Below are 22,043 nucleotides of genomic sequence, written 5' to 3' on the forward strand. Positions count from 1 at the left end.
CCTTCTAGTGATTTTTTTTTCGTAAAGCGCGTTTTTTATAGAGGTGATACAAACTGAGAAGAGGGCCTGATAGCGCATAACAGAAAAAGACCAAAAATAATATTTTAGGAGGATCAAGTGAAATACTCACAAAAGCCACGACAACCAATAGGATAGCCACAAAAGGAACGCGTCCTTTCAGATCAATTTCTTTAAAGGAATAATAACGGATATTACTGACCATGAGCGCTGCAATAATGACTGCTATTACGGCGGTTATCAGACTCATCGTATCACCTAAAATTTCTGAATCAACACATAACCAGACCATACTGGCTAAAACACCGGCTGCTGCAGGAATAGGTAATCCTTTAAAATAACGTTTATCACTCAGTAATACTTGTGTATTAAAACGGGCTAAACGCAGTGCGCCAGAGGCGGCAAAGACGAATGCAGCTAACCAACCTAATTTACCTAACCCTTCTAAAGACCAACTATAAATAACAAGCGCGGGTGCAATGCCAAAAGAAACCATGTCCGATAAACTATCTAATTCGGCACCAAATGCACTTTGCGTATGCGTCAATCGAGCAACGCGACCATCAAAAAAATCCATAATCATCGCAACAAAAATAGCGATGGCCGCATCATTAAAATAACCTTCCATGGCAGTGATGATCGCGTAAAATCCTGCAAATAAACCGGCGATGGTAAATAAATTCGGCAACAAGTAAATTCCACGGCGACGATAGGCTAATCGTTCTTTCTCATCCTGATCGCCTAAATGGTTGGGTTTCGTTTCAGAAACCGTTAATTCTTCTTCAATAAACGTTTGAATAAAAGGGTTTTTCTCATTGGGGTTGTTCATACAGGAATTCCTTGTAAGGATTTTAATCGATAAATGATTTCAAGCGCCTCTTTGGGTGCTAATTGATCCGGATCGACTTGTTCAAGAAGCTTTATAATATCAGGATTGATAGACACCTTCGGTGAAGTGGTGCTTGGACATGGCTTATTCGTGACGATTGTATTTTGTTCAAGTTCTGTTAATTTTTGTTTGGCCCGTTGAATAACGGGCTTGGGAACACCAGCTAACTGAGCGACGTGTAATCCATAGCTTTGATTGGCAGGCCCCTTTTCGATGGTATATAAAAAAATAATAGTATCGTTATGCTCTCTCGCATTAACATGACAGTTCGTTATAAATGTATTTTCTTCCGTTAATCGAGTTAATTCAAAATAGTGCGTTGCAAATAAAGTGTAAGCTTTAATATGCTGAGCGAGATATTCAGCACAAGAAAACGCTAAGGCAAGACCATCAAAAGTACTGGTACCGCGCCCAATTTCATCCATAATGACTAAGCTTTCTTCCGTTGCATTATGTAAAATGGACGCTGTTTCTGTCATTTCGACCATAAAGGTTGAGCGGCCACTCGCAAGATCATCTGCGGCTCCAATTCGAGTAAAAATTCGATCAATTGGGCCTATCGTAGCGCTTTTTGCAGGCACAAAACAACCGATCATGGCTAATAAACAAATTAAAGCCGTTTGACGCATATAAGTCGATTTTCCGCCCATGTTGGGCCCTGTAATAATTAATAAACGTTGTTTAGGCGTTAAATGACAGCTATTGGCGATAAAAGGAATATCTAAGGCGTGTTCGATCACCAAATGTCGTCCCTCTTCGATATAAATACCTGGTTTTTTAGTTAATGAAGGGCAGATCAAATGGAGTGTTGCAGCCCGTTCTGCAAAGCAAACTAATATATCTAGTTCGGCGAGCGCATTCGTGGTTTTTTGTAAATCAGCCAGATAAAAGCTTATTTTATCGAGTAGTTCATCATAAAGTGTTTTTTCTAAATGGAGCGCTTTAGAATGAGCGCTTAGAATTTTATCTTCAAATTCTTTGAGCTCAGGAGTAATAAAACGTTCAACGTTGGTCAATGTTTGTCGACGGATATAGTGAGAGGGAGCCAGTTTGGATTGTCCACGGCTTATTTCGATGTAGTATCCTGAAACGCGATTGAAGCCAATTTTAAGTGTGCTAATCCCGGAAAGCGCACGTTCTTTTTTTTCTAAATCAATTAAAAATTGTCCGGTATGTGCACTTAAATTTTTGAGCTCATCAAGTTCACAATGATACCCTTTCGCAATCATTCCACCTTCACGCGTCATTGCTGGAGGGTCTTCAACAAGCGCTTCTTGTAATAAGCGAAATAATTGAGGAAAGGTTTTTATTTCTTGATGTAATGAGACAAGTAATGCTGAATTTTTTTTAAATGTAGGCACATTAAAACAAGTGCTCAATTTATTATGAAGTTCAGGAAGAATAGACAAAGCCAACCGAAGTTGACTTAAATCACGCGGTCTGGCCGATCGTAATCCAATGCGTGAAATAATGCGTTCAAGATCACCTAAAAGTTTTAATAAAGCCTGTAAACTGATAAAGGATTCCGTCGTTAATAAGTGATGAATAGCGGTTTGCCGCGATTTTATAGTTAATCGCTTCCGTAAAGGCCGATGCAGCCATCGATGCAATAAACGACTTCCCATTGGTGTTGCGGTGTTGTCTAAAATAGACAGTAAGGTATTGCTTTTTTCGCCTTGTAAATTAAGTGTTAATTCTAAATTACGTTGAGTAATGGCGTCTAACAGGACATTTTCTTCGCGTCGTTCTATGCGAATTGGTTGGATATGTTGTAATTGGGTGCGTTGTGTGTCTTTGACATAATTTAATAAACAACCGGTGGCTTGTATCGCCAAGTGTAAGTCCTGGCAGCCAAAACCGCTGAGGTCCCGCGTTTTAAATTGCTGGGTTAATAAATGGGTTGCGGTATGGTAATCGAACTCCCAAGCGGGACGGTGTCGGATTGTTTTTTGATAAGCGGCTAATAAGTGTTCTTTTTTAAATTCTTCACTAATTAATAATTCTGCAGGGTTAAGACGGACTAATTCACTAGCCAATGCGTCTTCGCCATTGACTTGTAAAATATGAATTTGACCGCTTCCCATGTCAAAGTAAGAAATTCCAAAGTGTTCATGTTGATTATAGAGTGCCAGTAACAAGCGTTGATTTTTTTCTAATAAGGCTTCATCACTGAGTGTACCCGGTGTAATAATGCGTGTTACTTCCCTTTTCATAGGGCCTTTAGCGTGGTGGGGGTCCCCGATTTGTTCACAGATAGCGACAGATTCACCTAACTTGACTAATTTCGCTAAATAACTTTCTACACTATGAAAGGGGACACCCGCCATAGGAATTGCTTGATTGGCAGATTGACCGCGTTTGGTTAACGTAATATTTAGTAAATGAGCCGCTTTAATCGCATCGTCATAAAATAATTCATAAAAGTCGCCCATACGATAAAACAATAATTTATCATTATGTTGGGCTTTTATTTGCAAATATTGTCGAATCATCGGCGTGTGCTGACCGTTTAGATCGTTGCTATTTTTCATAAGACCTCCAGCAAAACCTTTATCGCTTATTGTTAACGCGCTTTATTATTTTAAGTGTGCAGTGTTTGATTATTGAAAACGTTAAAAATTAAAGATAAAAATTTTTTGGTAATAATCGATCATATAACCGAACACTAATTTATTATAGCCTTTCTCGTTAAATTTTTTCTATGGTATTAATCACGAATTGAAAAACTAGCGTGCTTTAACTGAGACAAGGGAGGATTCTTCGTGACACATAAGAAAATAGTTATTTTATCGTTTAGGAAGTCAGATAATTGTGTTTTAATAAATTGATAAAGTTGATATGCGAAGGCTTCAATCAGTTTAAAAGAACGATCATCACAAAATTGTTGCATCGCACGAGCGAGACGGGCGTAACAAAGGGTACTCGCTAAATCATCGTTCATACACGCGTCAAGCAAACCATTAAACGTAAGCTTTATTCGTATAGAAACCTTTTGAGGGTATAGTCGTTCTTCGACTGAATGGCCTAATTTAACCGATAAAGTAAGTTTTTTGATTGTTAATTGTGATTTCATGCGTAAAAAGATAACAAATTGACACGGGTTTGGCTATTGATCGAATCTTTTATTAAGGATTGATCGATGTTCTGGAAATGCTTTAGATAATTGTTATTCGAATAATTCGAAGCGAAGTGGTTATCCGTATGAGGTGACTTTATCTGTAAGAGATAGAGTGAGATAGCGTTGCGGTATGAACACAGGATGGTAACGCTCATTTAAAATTATTTTTCCACTGACGTAAGTAAGCAAAGATTTCAACAGGTGTTATTAGTTTTTTCCCCGTTCGCTTTTCGATACACTTTTTTATTTTTGGATTGTTGCAACGTAAAAAAGGATTACTTAAACGTTCTTCGGCAAGCAAACTGGGGACGCAAGGAAGGTTTTTTTGACGTAATTCTCTCGTTTTTTCTAAACGTTTTTTAATATGCGTATTATCAGGCTCTATGGTCTGAGCAAAATTTAAATTAGCCAACGTATATTCGTGGCCACAATAAATCTGGGTTTCATCGGGAAGTTGAGCTAATTTTTCCAGTGAGTTTAACATTTGATCGGGCGTTCCTTCAAACAATCGACCGCATCCGGCGGTAAATAAAGTATCACCACAGAATAAAAGATGATTCCCGTAATAGGCAATATGCCCTAATGTATGGCCTGGAATAGCCAGGATTTCAAATGATGGCCAATGGGTTAGTTCGATTTTATCCGTTTCATTAACGGGATGGGTAACACCGACTATTTTTTCTTTTGAAGGTCCAAAGACAGGAACAGGATAATGATTTAAAATAGAACGAATACCATTCGTATGATCCCAATGATGGTGCGTAATTAATAAGGCGTCCAGTGTAAGGTTGAGTTGTTTTAATTGAGCCAAAACCGGTTTTGCTTCGCCTGGATCGACAATGAGGCAATGTTTCGTTTCTTCATTGATAAGACACCAGATATAATTATCTTTAAACGCTAAAATAGGTAATAGTTGTATTGTCATAAACCCTCCATTCTTTTTATTAATGGCCTTGAAAAGTGTTGTTATTAAAATCAGTTTTAAGCGTAGTTAATTTTTATTGTTGACCTGTTTTCTGGATTCCCGATAACGTTGTTCACGCCGTTTCCCTGCTTCTTCATAGCGTCTTATTTCATCAGCTGTTTCAGGGATAACGCGCGGGACTTTAGAAGGGCGCCCATGTTCATCTGTGCCTACAAAAGTAAAATAGGCGGAGACGATATGGCGTCGAGTCCCTGTACGATAATCTTCAGCAAGAACCCGTACGCCAATTTCCATTGAACTTGTCCAACTCCGATTAATGGCCGCTTGGAATATGAGAATATCGCCACGCGTTGCAGGTTGTAAAAAATGCATCGCATCAACCGATGCAGTGACACACGGTCGTTGACTATGCCTTTCGGCAACCACAGACGCCACTCTGTCGAGCGTTGACATGACTAAACCTCCGAAAACCGTTTCTGTTGAGTTCAAATCATTCGGAAAAATTTTATAGGTATGATCATGTACCGCTGAAGCTGAAACTGTTTTTTCTTGTGGTATAGACATGAGTCCTCATCGTTTATCACCAAAAAATGTTATTATAACGCTTATAAAGTGTAAACACACTTTATAAGGTAAAACCAATTTTTTGACCATAGATTACTTTTCTTCCTAATAATTCAGTTAACCAGGTTATACGATGTGCTGAGAACAAAATAATAACAGTAGAACCGAGTTGAAACTGTCCTATTTCTTGTCCTTTAGAGAAGGAAATCTTGTTATCTAAATAATGCCAATGATAAATATGTCTTTTCGTTGCAGGGATTATATTCCCTTCCCAGGTAATATGAATATTTCCAACCAGCATAGCGCCGATAAGGATAACGGCCATTGGGCCAACGGGGGTGGAGAATAAAATGATGACACGTTCATTTCGAACAAATAAATTAGGTAGTTTTTTTGTAGTGTGATCATCGACTGAAAATAAACATCCTGGAACATAAACCATTTCTTTTAATTCACCTCCATAGGGGATATGGACACGATGATAATCCTGAGGCGCCAGATAAAATGTGGCAAATTTTCCGCCTTGAAAGGGTGTCGCTATTTTTGTTACCCCCCCTAATAATTCCTGTAAGTTAAAGTTTATTTTTTTGGCTTGGATAAGTTGGTTTTTTCGAATGTCGCCGATTTGGCTTATTGTCCCATCAACAGGAGAAACAATATCTCGTGTATTATTTGAGATGGGTCGCATTTCGGGTTTTAAGGCGCGTGTAAAAAAATGATTAAAATGAACATAACGATGCGGATTTTCTTCCACAGCGAGCGTCATATCAACGTTATAATGACGTATAAACCCATGAATTAATGTGTTTTTTATCCAACGTTGTTTACAATTGGCTATTCGCCCAGCGAAGCGCGAGAGGCTGTGTTGGGGCAGAAACGATTGACAGCGGATGTGCAAATAATTCTCCTTCAGCAGAGTAACGAGTGAAATATTTGACCATTATAGCCTGGTCATTTTAATTCGGGAAAGTCTGAACTATAGTTTTTTTATGGATACCGACGTCTTGATTATTGGAGCAGGGCCTAGTGGTCTGATGATGGCTTGTCAGTTGTTACGGTTTGGTATTCAGTTCAGAATTATAGATAAACAAAGCGATCGAGTACACGAATCGCGTGCTTTCGCCATCCAAGCCAAATCAATGGAAATATTTCAAAATTTGGGTTTTGTTGATGAATTTCTTAAATGTGCACGTTCTACGATAGATGTTGTCTTTTTTATTAACGGTAAAAAGCAAATCGACGTCCATTTCGATCAATTTAAACATCAGGATACTCCATTTCCTTCCGTTTATTTTCTTCCGCAATCGGAAACAGAACGTATTTTTATTGAATTTTTAGAACAACACGGGGTAACCATCGAGCGTCAAAAAGAGTTAGTGACATTGACTCAAACGCATCAAAGGGTTTGTGCGACGATCAAAAACAATGTCACAGGAAGTAGAGAGAAAATTGTTTGCGCGTATAGTATCGGGTGTGATGGAGCGCAGAGTGATGTGCGTCAGAGTTTAAATTTTTCGTTTGAAGGGAATACCTATGCTCAATCCTTTTATTTAGTAGATGCTACGATTGAATGGTCTTATCCACGAAATAAATTTATTTTTTTTCTAGAGAAAAAAGGAATAGTAGTACACATTCCACTAACAAAAAGAATAAGTCGAATGATGCTTGCAAAACGTTCGACATCGTGCAACGAAGCTAAACCAGAAAGGCCGAGCGTGCATGCGCTGGAAAAATGGGCGCGTACGTTAATCCAAGCACCGGTTAAATTTCTGAATCCCATGTGGATATCCCATTTTCGGTTGCATCATCGTGGTGTTAGCCGATATTATCAAAACAGAGTTTTTCTGGTAGGGGATGCTGCGCATATCCATAGTCCCGTCGGTGGTCAAGGAATGAATACAGGTTTACAAGACGCGACTAATTTAGCATGGAAGCTCGCTTTCGTAGTAAAGAAAAATACAGACATTAAACTGTTAGCCACCTACGAGACAGAACGACATCCTATTGGAAAAATTTTATTAAAAACAACGGATCGATTTTTTTCTTTTCTCACAGCCAAAGGTTTTATCGTCCGTCAGCTTCAAAATGGGTTATTACCTTTTGTTATTCGATTTCTTTTTTCAAAAAAAAATTTAGAGAAACGTGTATTTCGGTTTATATCGCAGCTCAATATTCATTATTCTCAAAATGAGTTCACTATTGAGATCAACGAGGCAGAATATCCATCGTTTAAATCAGGTCCTTCCCCAGGGTATCGGGCGCCGAATGCGCCAGTGAATACGACCTCTTTATTTTTATTGCTCAGGCATAAACCATTTAATGTGCTTTTTTTTTATACCCAAAAAAAATCCGAAATGTGTTTGAAAAAAATAAATTTTGTTGTAAAAGATTATGAAGATTTAGTCGGTGTCCATGCGTTTCGTTTATCTTCTGCGAATAAACTACTTTTTAAACGTTATGGTGTGGTTTCTTCTGCTATCTATGTCATAAGACCGGACGGTTATGTAGGATTTCGAGTGAACTCCGATCATTATTTACAGGTAGAACATTATCTAAGTCGTTTTCTTAATAAAAATTTAATTTAGCGTGGTATTTTTAAATGTCATTTAAAAAATTTTTGCCTATTTTTTTAGTGATGGTATTGCATATTGCAATAGTATCGGCTAAAGAAAATCTGACATTGAAAGCAAAAAGAGGTGAATTTACGATTGATCCGGAAACGTTAAGTATTTTATATCGCTCTGACACGTCATCAATCCTTAATCTAACCACTAAAGCGATTGTATTCGATAAGGTCAGCGATCTTAAAATCGATAATAAGAGCGCACAATGGTATTACCCTCATCTTAAAATAGAAGTTAACGTTCGTGTTGACGAACACGGTTTAAAATTTTCCTTTAAAACGAATAAAGAGCAAATTTTTCAATGGCCGATGGCCGGTTTAACCCCCTCTGCAAAAGCATTAATTCTTCCGGATGGAGAAGGATTATATATTCCTAATAATGATTCTTTTTGGCGAAAAGAATTTAAAAAATTTCCAAGCTTGTCCTTAAGTATTCCGTTTTGGGCAATAGAATATGCAAATGGAAATTATGTCAGTTATATTTGGGATGATTCCGATGTGGATACGGATGTGCAAGTGCACGAAAAACAAGCGAAACTTTATGTGATGAATGAGCATCAATTTTTAAAACGATCGCAATTTCCAGAATATACGGTATTCATTCATTTAGCAGGCGATTCACCCATAAGCCCTGCGATTGATTATCGCAACTTACTGATCAATCAAAATAAATTTGTTTCTCTTAAACAAAAAATACTCGAAAATGCGAATGTCAATAAACTATTGGGCGCTTTTCATATTTGGGTATGGGGGGATGGTAAAGCGTTAAGTATGTTAGATCAACTTGAGCAATGTGGTATTAAGCATGCCTTAATTAATTATGAGAGAAGTCCGAGTTCTGTCAAGATGCCTTTTAATATTGAAAAGAACTATATTAATAGTGCTGAAAGTCGAGGTTATTTAATAGGGCCTTCTGTTCGTTTTGATAGCGCACAAGATTCAAAAAATTCATTGAGTATAAGTTCAGTTTTGCTTAATCATTTACGTCCAGAAGCGTGTATTCGAAATTTTAATGGAACCATTCTCACCGGATTCGAAAATCAGGGTTGTTATTTAAGCTCTGAAGCACTTCGGTTAAGAGAGCCAAGAGAAAAAAACATTGAAAAACAAATCGATAACGTGTTGGAGAAAGGGGGCAATGCAATTTATTTAAGTAGTGATGCAGCTTATCCGCTGTATAATGATTATTCACGACATCATCCCATGACGCGCGACCAAGATTTAAATAATCGGTTAGAGCGGATGCGGTTTATTTGTAGTGATGAAAAAGTAGTATTAGGTTCTGAAACCGGATTATCCTGGGCAAATTCAATAATCGCTTACAATAATGGCGCGTTTTTAACATTTCCAGAAATTTTTTGGTTTGTTTCTCAGGATAAAAAGCATTTTGGAGCGTGGCGCTCCCAGGATAATACGCCCACGATTTTATTTCAAATTTATAATGCTTCTTCGGAATTTCTTCGTGCAGTATACAATCCACGCTACCGATTACCACTCTATGAGGCCGTATTCCATGACGCAGTGATTAGCACCGATCGGTTGGAGTTGAATGAATTAAAAATTCCTGCGGCGCGAAAAGTTAAAATGTTGCTACAAAGTCTTTATAATGTTCCGCCTATTTGGGCGCTGAATCAAGAAACGTTACAAAAAAATAAAAAATATTTTATGGATTATTATAATTTTTTTTCTCCGCTTCATCAAATGGCAGGTATCGAACCATTGACCCTGTTTGAATGGCTCACAGAAGATCATTTAGTTCAACAAACCCAGTTTGGAAATCGATTAACATTAACAGCCAATTTTTCGGATAGAATTTATGAAAATATAGAACCTTATTGTATCCGATCCGAATGGAAAGAAGATGGTAGCGGTTCCCTCTTTTGTCTAAAAAATTAGTTTTTGAGCTAGATTTTTTTGAGTATCTCATTTACTCTACGTTATTTTAAGTTTACTCAAAGAACAAAAAATACTAAATGGACAACCATAGTAGATTTAGTTTAATTTATGAGGTTATTAAAAAAATTCCTGATTTCATGCGGAAAAAGGTTGTCGTTGAGCAGTTAAATGATACCACCGTTTTCCCATGGTTTATTATTTTCTCTAAGAATTTTTTCAATGACTATAAAAAATGTAAAAGTAATGATTGGAATTATTTAATTTCTCTTCATGACTTTAATCATGCGGGCAACGTTATAAAATTTTACGATGAAAATTTAGCCTGTAAACGATTTTATTTAATAAAAAAATATAACGAACGCCTATTCATGTTCTCCAAGAATAAAACGAATCCATGGGTTGTTGACGATAGAAAAAATAGCAGACTTATTCTCCATAAGAAAATATATCTGGACCTCGAAAAAAAATTAAATGCTATCATTATCAAAGAATTAGAAAAAAAATGTGTCATTAAAAAATTAACGAAAAAATCTATTCGCGTAGAAAAAAAAAGACTGGCCCAATTAGTGACAACCTTATTAAAACAAGAAGGGATTGATAAATGGAATGCAGAAGCGATAGCCCATTTAGATTGGAATACATTTTATAACCAATTTATAACATTGAACGCGCTTGATCTCAATGATACGACTACGCAAAAGAAAATAAAAAAATATCTCAAGGATAATTCTAAAGAAATACCCGATTTTTTTTTACAGGAAGATTTAGTTGGAATGTATCCTGCAATTTCTATTTGGGAAAGAATCAACCAATTTGTAATTAAAAGTAAAATAACAAAATTTTTTTGTTTACTATGGACGGGTTTTATTAGCCATGCTAGCCTATTAAATTGGGTGAGCCTCTTATTTGTATTTTTTTCTTTATCCGTTTATACCTACCCTATTATTTTTTTAATGTTAGGTATATCCTTAATCGGTTATTTGGGTATTCATTTTGTTTTTTTGATTAAAAAAAATACAATAATTCCCTTCCAAATCAACCGAGAGGAAGCGGATGAAGTGCGCGAAATTATAAAAAAAGAGATACTGAATGAAGAAAAAAACAAATATGAATTTAAATTAATTCACGAAATAGTTTTTGATTTATCCAGGAAAAAATTAAATCTTAATGCGTTTTTAAAGTCTATTTTAGCGATTCAAAAAAATTTTGATCCCATTTATTGCCCGTCCTTTAGCATAGAACAGTCTACACTTTTTCGATACTTATTCGAAGTATATCCGAAAACACAGTTTGTGGCTTCGTTAACCATTAATCTGTCCGGCGTGGTGCTTTATACCTATTTGCTGACGTGGGCGATTCATAGCTGCTTCACTGTTTTAGGCGCTGCTCATTTAGCCCTTATTTTTTCTTCTCCGATTGCAATGGGTCTTTTGATTTTAATTTTTTCAAGTATTTTTTTGATGAATCATTTTTTTGAATTCTTATCGCGAGAAGCATTTTATCAGCGAACTATCTTAACTCGAATGAATGAAAAATGTGAATATCACTATAAGGATAAATATGGAAAAGAACGAGTTATTCAATTAGAAAAATGGAAAAAATTTGAATATTTGAAAGATAATATTAGTTTTTTAGAATCAGAATTTAAAAATTTTTTTAAACAAAACAAATTAATTTGTGCGCATGATAAATTTTATGATCTATTTGATACATATTTGAAAAAAAATATTTTTAAGGGAGGTGATCCCGATAAAATACCTGCCGAATCCTCCACAACGATGCGTATCAAAAAAATAGTGAATCGTTTTTTCGCTCTTTCTGGCGGTAGTTTTTATGGTTATAGTCTGAGTCAGCAAATCATTACTCAAAATAAGTGGGGACTCCATTTCTTCATTCAATCCTGTACCTTCCCTTTCAAGCTCATTTTTTTACCATTAATGATTTTAAATGGTTTTGCTAATCTTATTACATACCATCTTCATCATAGACAGTGTAATCGGTTTGAAATGGCTAAAAATTTAGATAATAAATTAGAAATTTTAGAACAAACGAATAAAAAACTTTTATATTTAGCAACGCTTTTAAGTCTTGAAATTAAACGGTTGAGCACGCCCATAATGAAGCCGGCCCCATTAGAAAAACGATCAACGACACGTTTACTTAAAGAAATAGATTATTTTCCGTTTTTTAGTAAAAAATTAAAAACTAAAACAATATCTGAAATAAAATCACCTCACATAGATGTAAAGGTGGCTTGACTGAAATCATTATTGAGTTTGGCAAATAGCCTCGTTTCGTCTATTTTGTTATTTGTTTTTTATTCATTGTTAATATGTTGAAGGAAGTTATTTTGGAAATTTATTTAGTCGGTGGTGCAGTACGTGATCAATTATTAGGCTTCCCCATAAAAGAACGTGACTATGTTGTGGTGGGTGCAAGTCCAGCTGAAATGCTCAAACAAGGATTTCGTTTGATTGGTAAAGATTTTCCGGTATTTCTTCATCCTCAAACGCACGAAGAATATGCTTTAGCACGCACAGAGCGAAAAATTGGACCAGGCTATAAAGGTTTTTCTTGCTATGCCGCACCGGATGTTACTTTAGAAGAAGATTTGAAACGACGAGATTTGACGATTAATGCGCTGGCACAAACAAACAACGGTGAAATTATTGATCCTTTTCAGGGACAAAAAGACATTGAAAATAAATTATTGCGCCATGTTTCACCTGCTTTTAGTGAAGATCCCGTCCGTATTTTACGTGTCGCTCGTTTTATGGCGCGATTTTCCTCCTTCGGTTTTCGTGTCGCGAAAGAAACGATGGCGCTTATGAAAATGATGGTTTCTATGGGAGAAGTACACGCTTTAGTGCCTGAACGTGTTTGGCAAGAATTTTCTATTGCGCTTACTGAGCCTTCACCTCAGGCGTTCATTAAAACATTAGAGGATTGTGGTGCGTTAGCGGTTTTATTTCCTGAGTTATACGAATTACACACACACGACGCATCTATAAAGGTTCACAGTCAGCAATTATCACCCCCTCATTATTTATCGGTTTTAGAAAAAGCAGTTCTATTGACTTCTGATCCAGAAGTACGTTTTGCCGCATTATTATGTGATTTAGGGAAGGGTGTAGCAAACGAAGAAACCCAAAAAGGGGTTCAAAAAATACGAAGCTTATGCCAACGTTATCGTATTCCTCATGCGTATGCTTCCTTGGCGATGATGGCTGCTGCCTATCATTTGCTTTGTCACCGTGCGTTAGCGTTGGAGGCATCCTCACTGTATCATTTACTCGAGAAAACGAATGCATTGAAGCAATCATCCTGTTTAGATCAGTTTTTATTAGTGTGTGAGGCAGACTTTCGAGCGTATTCGGGATTAGATCACCGTGTTTATTTACAACGAGAGAGAGTATTAGCGGCAGTTGAAATCGTTAAAAAAATATCCGCCAGCGAGTTAAAAAAATCAGGATTAATGGGCGCAGCATTAGGAAAAAAATTACGTGAACATCGTATTCAAGCGTTATCAGATTTTTTGCAAACAGTATAAATCTTCTGTTACAAGAAAATAGTCGCTCTTCTTTGATTGGCTAGACTAAAGTAGTCATTGCAACCGCTAGCAGACTCTCTTAGAATGTGGAACGTCCGCGCATAAGCATTTTTTATGGGACCTGGTCTAATAAATTAACGATTACCAAGGACTCGATTGCTATTTAAGGATTCTGCGTTTATTTATGTTAAGTGATGCGTTATTAAGCTATGCAAAAAAACTTGGCTTTGGCGAGCTTTTTTTTAAAATTGATGAGATTCATCAACTGTGTGCCATCGTAGCAATACATAGTACGCGTTTAGGTCCCGCTTTAGGTGGCTGCCGTTTTATTGAATATACTTCTATTAATCTTGCTATCTGTGATGCGTTACGTTTAGCGCAGGGAATGAGTTATAAAGCAGCATTAGCCAATTTACCGTTGGGAGGTGGTAAAACGGTATTAATGCGGCCCCAATCCATTTCTGATCGCACCGCTTATTTTCGCTCATTGGGTCGTTTTGTGAATGAGTTAAAGGGACGTTACATTATCGCGATGGATAGTGGTGTTGTAATTGAAGATATGGATAGCATTGCGCTTGAAACGCCCTATGTGGTCACGACATCTAAGCATAAAGGCAATCCTGCACCGTATACTGCCTTAAGCGTACTGTATGGCATCGAAGCAGCGGTTAAGTTTAAACTTCACCGTGATAATTTAGAAGGTATCCATATTGCTATCCAAGGCGTTGGGCATGTGGGGTTTGCTTTAGCGAACGCATTACAAAAAAAAGGGGCGCGTTTAACCATTTGTGATAACAATACGTCATTAATAGAACGTTACGCAAAAGATTTACGGGCTACACTTGTGGATCCTAACGATATTTATGCGGTTCACTGCGATGTTTTTTCTCCTTGTGCTTTAGGGGGTATTTTAAATGACGAAGTGATTGCCAAACTCAATACAGCCATTGTCGCGGGTGCGGCTAATAATCAATTAGCTGAGCCTCGTCATGCAGATTTATTACATAAAAAAAATATTTTATACGCGCCTGATTATGTGATTAATTCAGGCGGATTAATTTACGCTTATGCGGAATATCAAAATCGTTTGAATCGGGAACATGTCGCGCAACAGATACGAACTATTTATAGTACGCTTTTGGGGATATTTAAATGTGCCGATGAGGAAAATAAATTACCGAGCGAGGTTGCCGACCGTTTGGCTGAAGCAAGATTAAATCAACTGTAAAAGTAAATGAGGTTAAGGATGACATTTACTAAAAGAGGTCCACTATGAACGAGATTGCGAAGTTTGCTATTCAGTATACTGGTTTTCTGGATCCTGAAGGCAACGTTCAGCAAAATTTACCTGAGTTTACACATCACGTTCATGAATTGTTAACATTATATCAACAAATGTTACTGATTCGTCTTTTTGATGAGAAGGCGATTGCTTTACAAAGAACAGGGAGACTAAACACGTATGCGTCGATACTCGGACAAGAAGCTATTTCTGTTGGAATAGGGGCGAGTATGCATAAAGAAGACGTTTTATGCCCTTTCTATCGGGATTATGGTGCGCAATTGATGCGCGGTGTAAAAATGAGTGAAATTCTTAGTTTTTGGAAAGGAAATGAATGGGCGAATCATTTTAGTGAATGTTATTTCGATTTCCCTATCTGCGTTCCGATAGCAACCCAATTATTACACGCCGCAGGCGTCGCGACTGCTTTTAAACTACGCAAACAAAAAAGAGTGGTGGTCACAACCTGTGGTGATGGGGCGACTTCTGAAGGCGATTTTTATGAAGCATTAAATATTGCCGGTGTTTGGAAGTTGCCGCTCGTCATTGTGATTAATAATAATCAATGGGCTATTTCTATGCCACGAAAAAAACAATCTCATGCACAAACGTTAGCACAAAAAGCGATTGCTGCAGGAATACAGGGTGAACAGATTGATGGAAACGATTTAATTGCCGTGAAATGGGTGATGGATAGAGCGTTGGCCAAAGCACGTGAAGGACAGGGCCCGAGTCTTATTGAAGCCTTAAGTTATCGACTCAGTGATCACACCACAGCGGATGATTCCAGCCGTTATCGTCGCGAAGAAGAATTGCACGACGCGTGGCAAAAAGAACCTTTAAAACGTTTGAAAAATTATTTAATGAATCAAAAAATGTGGTCTGACGCGGCTGAAGAAAAATTTAAAAAAGAATGCAAAGAACACATTGAAAATGCTGTAACGGACTATCTTTCTTTACCAAAACCTGCGGTGACGGATATGTTTGATTATCATTACGCTCAATTATCTCAGGATTTAATCGAACAACGCGTTGAAGCGGAAGCACTATTAATGCTGTTAAACAAGGATCGCGTCAATGTCTGAAATATCGTTAATCGAAGCGATTACACAAGCGTTAGCCTATGAAATGTCGGTTGATAGAGACGTTGTTTTATTGGGTGAAGATATTGGGCAAAATGGCGGAGTATTTAGAGCAACGGCGGAATTGTTTAAAAAATTTGGTGAAGATCGTGTTTTAGATACACCTTTGGCAGAGTCCATGATAGCGGGTCTTACCATCGGTATGGCAACACAAGGTTTAAAACCGGTTGCTGAATTTCAATTTATGGGATTTAGTTATCCTGCGCTGAATCACATTATCAATCACGCGGCTCGGTTTCGTAATCGCACGCGTGGGCGATTGCATTGTCCTTTAGTATTTCGTATGCCTTATGGCGCGGGTATTCATGCGCCTGAACATCACTCTGAAAGCACTGAAGCACTCTATGCACATATTCCTGGGTTACGTGTGGTGATCCCTTCCTCGCCGGCACGCGCTTATGGTTTATTATTAGCTTCGATTCGTGATCCTGACCCGGTAATTTTCCTCGAGCCCACACGACTTTATCGTTTAAACAAGCAAAAAGTCCCCGATACAGGAAAAGCGTTACCCTTAAATCAAAGTTTTATTTTAAGAGAAGGGGATGCAATAACGTTGATTAGTTGGGGGGCCATGTTACATGAGACTTTACTCGTTGCGAATAAATTACACCAAGAAAAAGGATTGCACGCCGAAGTTATTGACGTCGCTACGATTAAACCATTAGATATTAATACACTTTTAGCATCTATAGAAAAAACAGGACGATGTATCGTGATCCATGAGGCAGCACGTTATTGTGGTGTAGGCGCAGAGATTGTTGCTCAATTGAGCGAAAAAGCGTTTCTTTTTTTACAAGCACCGTTACAGCGCGTGACTGGTTATGATGTAACGGTTCCTTATGCACAGTTAGAAGAATACTATTTACCCAGCGTAACGCGAATTTATAATGTGGTTGAGCAAACCGTGGAGTTTACATGACGACGTTTCATTTACCTGATCTAGGTGAGGGCTTGCCTGATGCAGAAATTCGAGAATGGTACGTGAAGCGTAATGATTGGATTAACATCGGGGAACCGATGGTTGCGATGGAAACTGCAAAGGCAGTGGTGGATATTCCTGCGCCTTTTGGCGGCAGGGTGACTCAACTTTATGGTCAAGTGGGGGATATTATTAAAACAGGAGATGCCTTAATTGATATAGGCGAGGAAAGTTCAAAAACAAAAAAAAACGTTGAAAAAAATCAAGCGACGGTGGTTGGTCATTTGCAACAGAGAGACACCATTCTTGAAGAATCCCTTTCGAGCCATACGAAACAACAATCGGGGTCACACTTAAAAGTCATTAAAGCAACGCCTGCTATTCGGGCATTAGCAAAAAAATTTAAAATTAACTTAAATGACGTAAAAGGAACAGGTCCGGATGGACAGATTCTTGTCGATGATATTGAAAGAAAAATCAAAGAAAAATCGGATCAAAACGTTTCATCAGCGAATGTAGGCGACCCCGGTTATGAACCGTTGCGTGGTGTTCGTCGCACAATGGCAATCGTCATGAAACAATCGCATCACTCTATTGTACCTGTAACCCTCGTTGACGATGCGGATATCCATGCTTGGCCAGAAAAAACGGATATTACCTTACGACTTATTCGTGCGATTATGACGGCTTGTCAACGTGAACCGCGACTGAATGCATGGTTTGATGAATCACAGTTCGCATTACGTCAGCATCATCAGATTGATTTAGGGATTGCAATGGATGCGCCGGAGGGTTTATTTGTTCCCGTTATAAAAAATATTGCACAAGAAAGTGCTGTTAATCTCAGAAAAACAATTGATAAATTGAAAGCTGAAGTAAAAAATCGTACGATTTCACCGGATGCGTTAATAGGGCCAACCTTCGTACTTTCTAATATAGGCATTTTTGCAGGCCGTTATGCCACACCGATTATTATTCCGCCTTTGGTGGCTATTTTAGCCGTTGGACGAATGAATGAAAAAGTTGTTTCTCTGCAAGGGAAAATCAGCACCCATAAACAATTGCCTTTGTCATTAACGGTGGATCATCGGGTGATTACAGGAGGTGAGGCTGCCCGATTTTTGTCAGCTTTATTGATTGATTTACAAGCTGCGTGAATTGAAATGAGCTTATCATTCAAAACACGTAAACGATTTGGTCAACATTTTCTGCATGAACGCACGATTATTGACAAAATTATACACGCGATAGCACCCAAAAAAACGGATTCTATGATTGAGATAGGTCCTGGTTTGGGCGCTTTAACCGAACAACTCGTACCTCTTGTTCACTATTTAATAGCAATCGAACTGGATAAAAATCTCATTCCTTTATTAGAGGAAAAATGCGTAGGCTTGGGCGAATTCATGATTCTCCAAGGGGATGTGTTAAACGTTGATTTTCGTACGTTAACAAAAATTAAATGTCGATGGCGTGTGGTAGGAAATCTTCCTTACAATATTTCGACGCCTCTATTGTTTCATTGTATTAATCACGTGAGTAACATTCAAGACATGCATTTTATGCTGCAAAAAGAAGTCGCTGACAGAATTAACGCACAGCCCGGACAATCCAGTTATGGCCGCTTGAGTGTCATGATTCAATATTATTGTCAGGTTGAAAAATTGTTTAATGTAAAACCAGGCGCTTTTCGACCACCACCCAAAGTAGATTCTGCTGTGATTCGGCTAATACCTTATCGAAAATTGCCCCACAAAGCCAAATCGTCGTTACTATTTGCAGAAATCGTTAAAAATGCATTTAATCATCGACGAAAAATGTTACGTAATAATCTATCGTATTGCTTGCAAGAACACGATTTCGAACAACTAGGTATTCGTTCAAGTGTGCGGCCCGAGCAATTGGCAGTCAATGATTATGTTAAATTAGCTAATTTTGTGATAATCAAAAACGAACTCGAAAAAAATAATTAACGTTTTGTTAAAAATAACCAATCCCAGCTCAAAAAAATGAAATGGGATTGATTTAAATAGAAATTAGTGATGGTCTTTATGCTTATTTAAAAATTCATGTAGCTCCCTTTGAGCTTGTTCTTTACTAATACCGTAACGCTCTTGAATTTTTCCAATTAATTTTTCTTTATCGCCATGTAATTGTTCCCAATCATCCGCAGTTAATTTTGCCCATTTTTCGCGGAGTTGGCCTTTGATCTGATTCCATTTCCCTTTAAGCTCTTCAGAATTCATCGTTACTCTCCTTGAGATAAAAATTAAAAAGCCACGATCATTTTTTATTGCTCAGTATAGCCTAAGCCCGTAGACAATCAAGCCTGTAAAATCCATCATTAAATTGTAGTCCAATGAACTGGATAGAAATTTATTCTCAATTTTAAGTGTTTTTCTTTACGTCAATCAGGTGAATCGTAAATACAAGTGTTTGATTCGGTCCAATGGCTTTATCAATACCATGTTCGCCATAAGCAAATTGTGGTGGGATAACAACTTGATAGGTCGCTCCAGGCTTCATTATCTTTAAAACTTCTATCCATCCTGGAATGACATTATTTAAAGGAAACGTGACCGGTTCTTTTGATTTTTCAAAAACAGTACCATGAATATCGCTTCCTGTATATTCTACTTTGACCAGGGATGTATCTGTGGGACGCTCGCCACTACCGGCTTGTATTATTTTATATTGGATTCCACTTTTCAAGGTGATAACGCCGGGTTTGATTTTATTAGCAGCCAAGAAAGCATCACCTTGCTGTTTATTTTTAAGACTAAGATTTTTAAATTCAGCATGTCGCTTATTCATTAATTCTTGTTGAAAATTTTTCAAAATATCCGCCATCTGTGCTTGAGTTAATAAAAATTTTCCATTCATACCATCTGCTAACCCTTTTTCGAGAGCGATGGGATCAACCTGGATACCCTGTTCTTTAAAATTGACCGCTAAATCGGCGCCGATACTATAACTAATTTGGCCTTTTGCCGTTTTTAATAGCGGGGAATGACTGACTATCTTTGGAAAGTTTATAGGGGATTTCTGTTGATTAACCGTAAGGGGAGGGGTACTCTGTGCAGCCAATAAGTTTGGACTGATAAGTATGCCAGCCAGGACAGTCAATAGTGGTAATCTTGTCATTGGATTTCCTCTTAAAAGACGGTATTAGAACCCAGTATATTGCCCGAATTTTTATTGGAAAACTATAGTTTATTGAAAATAATTTAAAAATTATGCCATTTTCAACAAAATATGATGTCATTATCGTCGGTGGAGGTCATGCGGGGACTGAAGCGGCTTTAGCTGCAGCACGTGTGGGCGCCTCGACTTTACTATTAACACATAATATTGAAACATTAGGACAATTATCGTGTAACCCTTCTATTGGCGGAATTGGAAAAAGCCATTTAGTAAAAGAAGTGGATGCGTTAGGTGGGATTATGGCGCAGGCCGCTGATTTAGCGGGAATACAATGGCGGACATTGAATGCGAGCAAAGGTCCTGCCGTTCGTGCAACCCGAGCACAGATGGACCGCAACCTCTATAAGCAAGCGATACGTAACGCTTTAGAAAATCAAGCTAATTTATTTATTTTTCAGCAAAGTGTGGATAATATCATCCTTCAATCGGATCGCATTGTGGGTGTGGTTACACAGATGGGATTGCAATTTTATGCCCAGTCTGTGGTACTGACAGCAGGCACCTTTTTAGCAGGAAAAATTCATATCGGTTTGCAACAGGCCAACGGAGGGCGTGCGGGTGAACCGGCAGCAAATACGCTCGCTGAAAAATTACGTCAATTACCCTTTCGGGTTAAACGTTTAAAAACAGGGACGCCTCCGCGTCTCGATGGTCGAACCATTAATTATCAGGTTTTAGTCGAGCAGCCTAGCGATACGCCATTGCCTGTATTTTCTGACTTAGGAAATGTCAAACAACATCCGGAACAGCGGAGTTGTTTTATTACCTATACGAATGAAACCACACATACTATCATTCGTCACGGTTTAGATCGTTCGCCTCTTTATAGTGGTCTCATCGCTGGAGTAGGGCCTCGTTATTGTCCCTCTATTGAGGATAAAGTGGTTCGTTTTGCAGATAAATCTGCGCATCAAATTTTTCTTGAACCGGAGGGTCTGGATACACATGAGATTTACCCGAATGGTATTTCGACCAGCCTTCCTTTTGACGTCCAATATGATTTAATTCATAGCATCGAAGGATTAGAACAGGCACATATTACACGCCCAGGTTATGCGATAGAATATGATTTTTTTGATCCACGCGATCTGTTTCCTTCTTTAGAATCACGATTAATAGAAAATTTATTTTGCGCGGGCCAAGTGAATGGAACAACAGGTTATGAGGAGGCCGCTGCACAGGGGCTGATTGCTGGTTTAAATGCGGCTTTAAAAGCCCAGGAAAAGTCAATGTGGTATCCACGTCGTAGTGAGGCTTATATGGGGGTATTAATTGATGATTTAATTACACAAGGCACACTCGAACCTTATCGAATGTTTACGAGTCGCGCCGAATATCGTTTACTATTGCGTGAAGATAATGCTGATTTACGTTTAAGTGAGGCAGCCTATAAATTAGGATTAATCGATGAATCTCGTTGGAAAAAAATGGATGATAAACGCTCTATTTTAGAACAAGAACAACAACGGTTAAAACAAATTTTAATTAAACCCCATACCCCCTTAAGTACAGCAATAGAAGCCCAGTTAGGTCAAACGATAACACGTCATTATCGTCTTTCAGAATTATTAACACGACCTGAGTTAAATTACAGTCATTTAATGAATATTGAAGGTTTAGGCCCAGGCGTTATGGATGATGCGATTTCAAAACAAATCGACATTCAAGCGAAATACCAAGGCTACATTGATAGGCAGTGTGCTGAAATTCAACGACAGTCGCGTTATGAAAATATTACTTTACCGCTTCATTTAGATTATAACGCGGTTAAAGGGCTTTCAAATGAAGTGAGAGAGAAACTCATTCAATGTAGACCCTTAACCTTAGGTCAAGCTTCACGTATTCCTGGGATTACACCGGCCGCCATTTCCTTATTGTTGGTTCATATAAAAAAGTAAAATACACTAATTCTT

The 22,043-nt window shown here is 37.9% G+C and carries 18 protein-coding genes; 10 read left to right on the forward strand and 8 right to left on the reverse strand.

The features are described from left to right. Positions 1–4 precede the first annotated feature (4 nt). From pssA to asd, 6 genes are all read right to left on the reverse strand, one after another. A complete protein-coding gene (pssA, locus tag RICGR_RS00790; RefSeq protein ID WP_006035427.1) occupies positions 5–847 on the reverse strand; it encodes a CDP-diacylglycerol--serine O-phosphatidyltransferase in 843 nt (280 codons plus the stop codon). Beyond that, entirely contained in the window at positions 844–3,438 is a 2,595-nt protein-coding gene (gene mutS, locus RICGR_RS00795) for a DNA mismatch repair protein MutS (RefSeq protein ID WP_006035962.1), read from the reverse strand. The genes pssA and mutS overlap by 4 nt, the downstream gene beginning before the upstream one ends. A gap of 176 nt (positions 3,439–3,614) precedes the next feature. Continuing rightward, positions 3,615–3,980, reverse strand: coding sequence for a dihydroneopterin aldolase (locus RICGR_RS00800; RefSeq protein WP_006035215.1), 366 nt, complete (start codon positions 3,978–3,980; stop codon positions 3,615–3,617). 196 nt (positions 3,981–4,176) lie between these two features. Next, positions 4,177–4,950 (reverse strand): hydroxyacylglutathione hydrolase, encoded by a 774-nt coding sequence (gloB, locus tag RICGR_RS00805; RefSeq protein WP_006035715.1) that lies wholly within the window; start codon positions 4,948–4,950, stop codon positions 4,177–4,179. Positions 4,951–5,016: 66 nt separating this feature from the next. After that, positions 5,017–5,514 carry an acyl-CoA thioesterase gene (locus tag RICGR_RS00810; RefSeq protein WP_006034986.1) on the reverse strand — a complete coding sequence of 166 codons (498 nt, stop codon included), beginning with the start codon at positions 5,512–5,514 and terminating at the stop codon, positions 5,017–5,019. Positions 5,515–5,575: 61 nt separating this feature from the next. Next, positions 5,576–6,412, reverse strand: coding sequence for an archaetidylserine decarboxylase (gene asd, locus RICGR_RS00815; protein WP_006034772.1), 837 nt, complete (start codon positions 6,410–6,412; stop codon positions 5,576–5,578). Between the two features lie 91 nt (positions 6,413–6,503). Between asd and RICGR_RS00820 the strand changes: the two genes are divergently transcribed. The 9 genes from RICGR_RS00820 to rsmA all read left to right on the forward strand — a co-directional run bounded on the left by RICGR_RS00820 (position 6,504) and on the right by rsmA (position 18,899). After that, a complete protein-coding gene (locus RICGR_RS00820) occupies positions 6,504–8,099 on the forward strand; it encodes an FAD-dependent monooxygenase (RefSeq protein WP_006035482.1) in 1,596 nt (531 codons plus the stop codon). Between the two features lie 14 nt (positions 8,100–8,113). Then, positions 8,114–10,033, forward strand: coding sequence for a glycoside hydrolase (locus RICGR_RS00825; RefSeq protein WP_006034933.1), 1,920 nt, complete (start codon positions 8,114–8,116; stop codon positions 10,031–10,033). 77 nt (positions 10,034–10,110) lie between these two features. Further along, positions 10,111–12,291, forward strand: coding sequence for a hypothetical protein (locus RICGR_RS00830; RefSeq protein ID WP_006035520.1), 2,181 nt, complete (start codon positions 10,111–10,113; stop codon positions 12,289–12,291). 92 nt (positions 12,292–12,383) lie between these two features. Next, positions 12,384–13,583, forward strand: coding sequence for a multifunctional CCA addition/repair protein (locus RICGR_RS00835; RefSeq protein ID WP_006035810.1), 1,200 nt, complete (start codon positions 12,384–12,386; stop codon positions 13,581–13,583). A 184-nt stretch (positions 13,584–13,767) separates the two neighbouring features. Next, the gene (locus tag RICGR_RS00840; protein ID WP_006035013.1) at positions 13,768–14,811 is read left to right on the forward strand and encodes a Glu/Leu/Phe/Val dehydrogenase family protein; all 1,044 of its coding nucleotides are present in this window, start codon (positions 13,768–13,770) and stop codon (positions 14,809–14,811) included. 44 nt (positions 14,812–14,855) lie between these two features. After that, positions 14,856–15,950 carry a pyruvate dehydrogenase (acetyl-transferring) E1 component subunit alpha gene (gene pdhA / locus RICGR_RS00845; protein WP_006035952.1) on the forward strand — a complete coding sequence of 365 codons (1,095 nt, stop codon included), beginning with the start codon at positions 14,856–14,858 and terminating at the stop codon, positions 15,948–15,950. Further along, positions 15,943–16,926, forward strand: coding sequence for an alpha-ketoacid dehydrogenase subunit beta (locus RICGR_RS00850; RefSeq protein WP_006035235.1), 984 nt, complete (start codon positions 15,943–15,945; stop codon positions 16,924–16,926). The genes pdhA and RICGR_RS00850 overlap by 8 nt, the downstream gene beginning before the upstream one ends. Beyond that, positions 16,923–18,083, forward strand: coding sequence for a dihydrolipoamide acetyltransferase family protein (locus RICGR_RS00855; protein WP_006035454.1), 1,161 nt, complete (start codon positions 16,923–16,925; stop codon positions 18,081–18,083). Before RICGR_RS00850 ends, RICGR_RS00855 begins: the two co-directional genes overlap by 4 nt. A gap of 6 nt (positions 18,084–18,089) precedes the next feature. Beyond that, positions 18,090–18,899 carry a 16S rRNA (adenine(1518)-N(6)/adenine(1519)-N(6))-dimethyltransferase RsmA gene (rsmA, locus tag RICGR_RS00860; protein WP_006034715.1) on the forward strand — a complete coding sequence of 270 codons (810 nt, stop codon included), beginning with the start codon at positions 18,090–18,092 and terminating at the stop codon, positions 18,897–18,899. Positions 18,900–18,962: 63 nt separating this feature from the next. Here rsmA and RICGR_RS00865 read toward each other — a convergent pair whose 3' ends face one another. Both RICGR_RS00865 and RICGR_RS00870 read right to left on the reverse strand, forming a co-directional pair. Then, complete coding sequence (locus RICGR_RS00865; RefSeq protein WP_006035401.1) at positions 18,963–19,172, reverse strand: CsbD family protein; 210 nt, start codon at positions 19,170–19,172, stop codon at positions 18,963–18,965. 142 nt (positions 19,173–19,314) lie between these two features. Beyond that, on the reverse strand, positions 19,315–20,070 hold the full coding sequence (locus RICGR_RS00870; RefSeq protein ID WP_006035020.1) for an FKBP-type peptidyl-prolyl cis-trans isomerase: 756 nt from the start codon (positions 20,068–20,070) through the stop codon (positions 19,315–19,317). Positions 20,071–20,159: 89 nt separating this feature from the next. Between RICGR_RS00870 and mnmG the strand changes: the two genes are divergently transcribed. Continuing rightward, positions 20,160–22,028 (forward strand): tRNA uridine-5-carboxymethylaminomethyl(34) synthesis enzyme MnmG, encoded by a 1,869-nt coding sequence (gene mnmG, locus RICGR_RS00875; RefSeq protein ID WP_420806098.1) that lies wholly within the window; start codon positions 20,160–20,162, stop codon positions 22,026–22,028. Positions 22,029–22,043: the final 15 nt, after the last annotated feature.

The organism is Rickettsiella grylli (genome assembly GCF_000168295.1).
GTDB classification, from domain to species: domain Bacteria; phylum Pseudomonadota; class Gammaproteobacteria; order Diplorickettsiales; family Diplorickettsiaceae; genus Aquirickettsiella; species Aquirickettsiella grylli.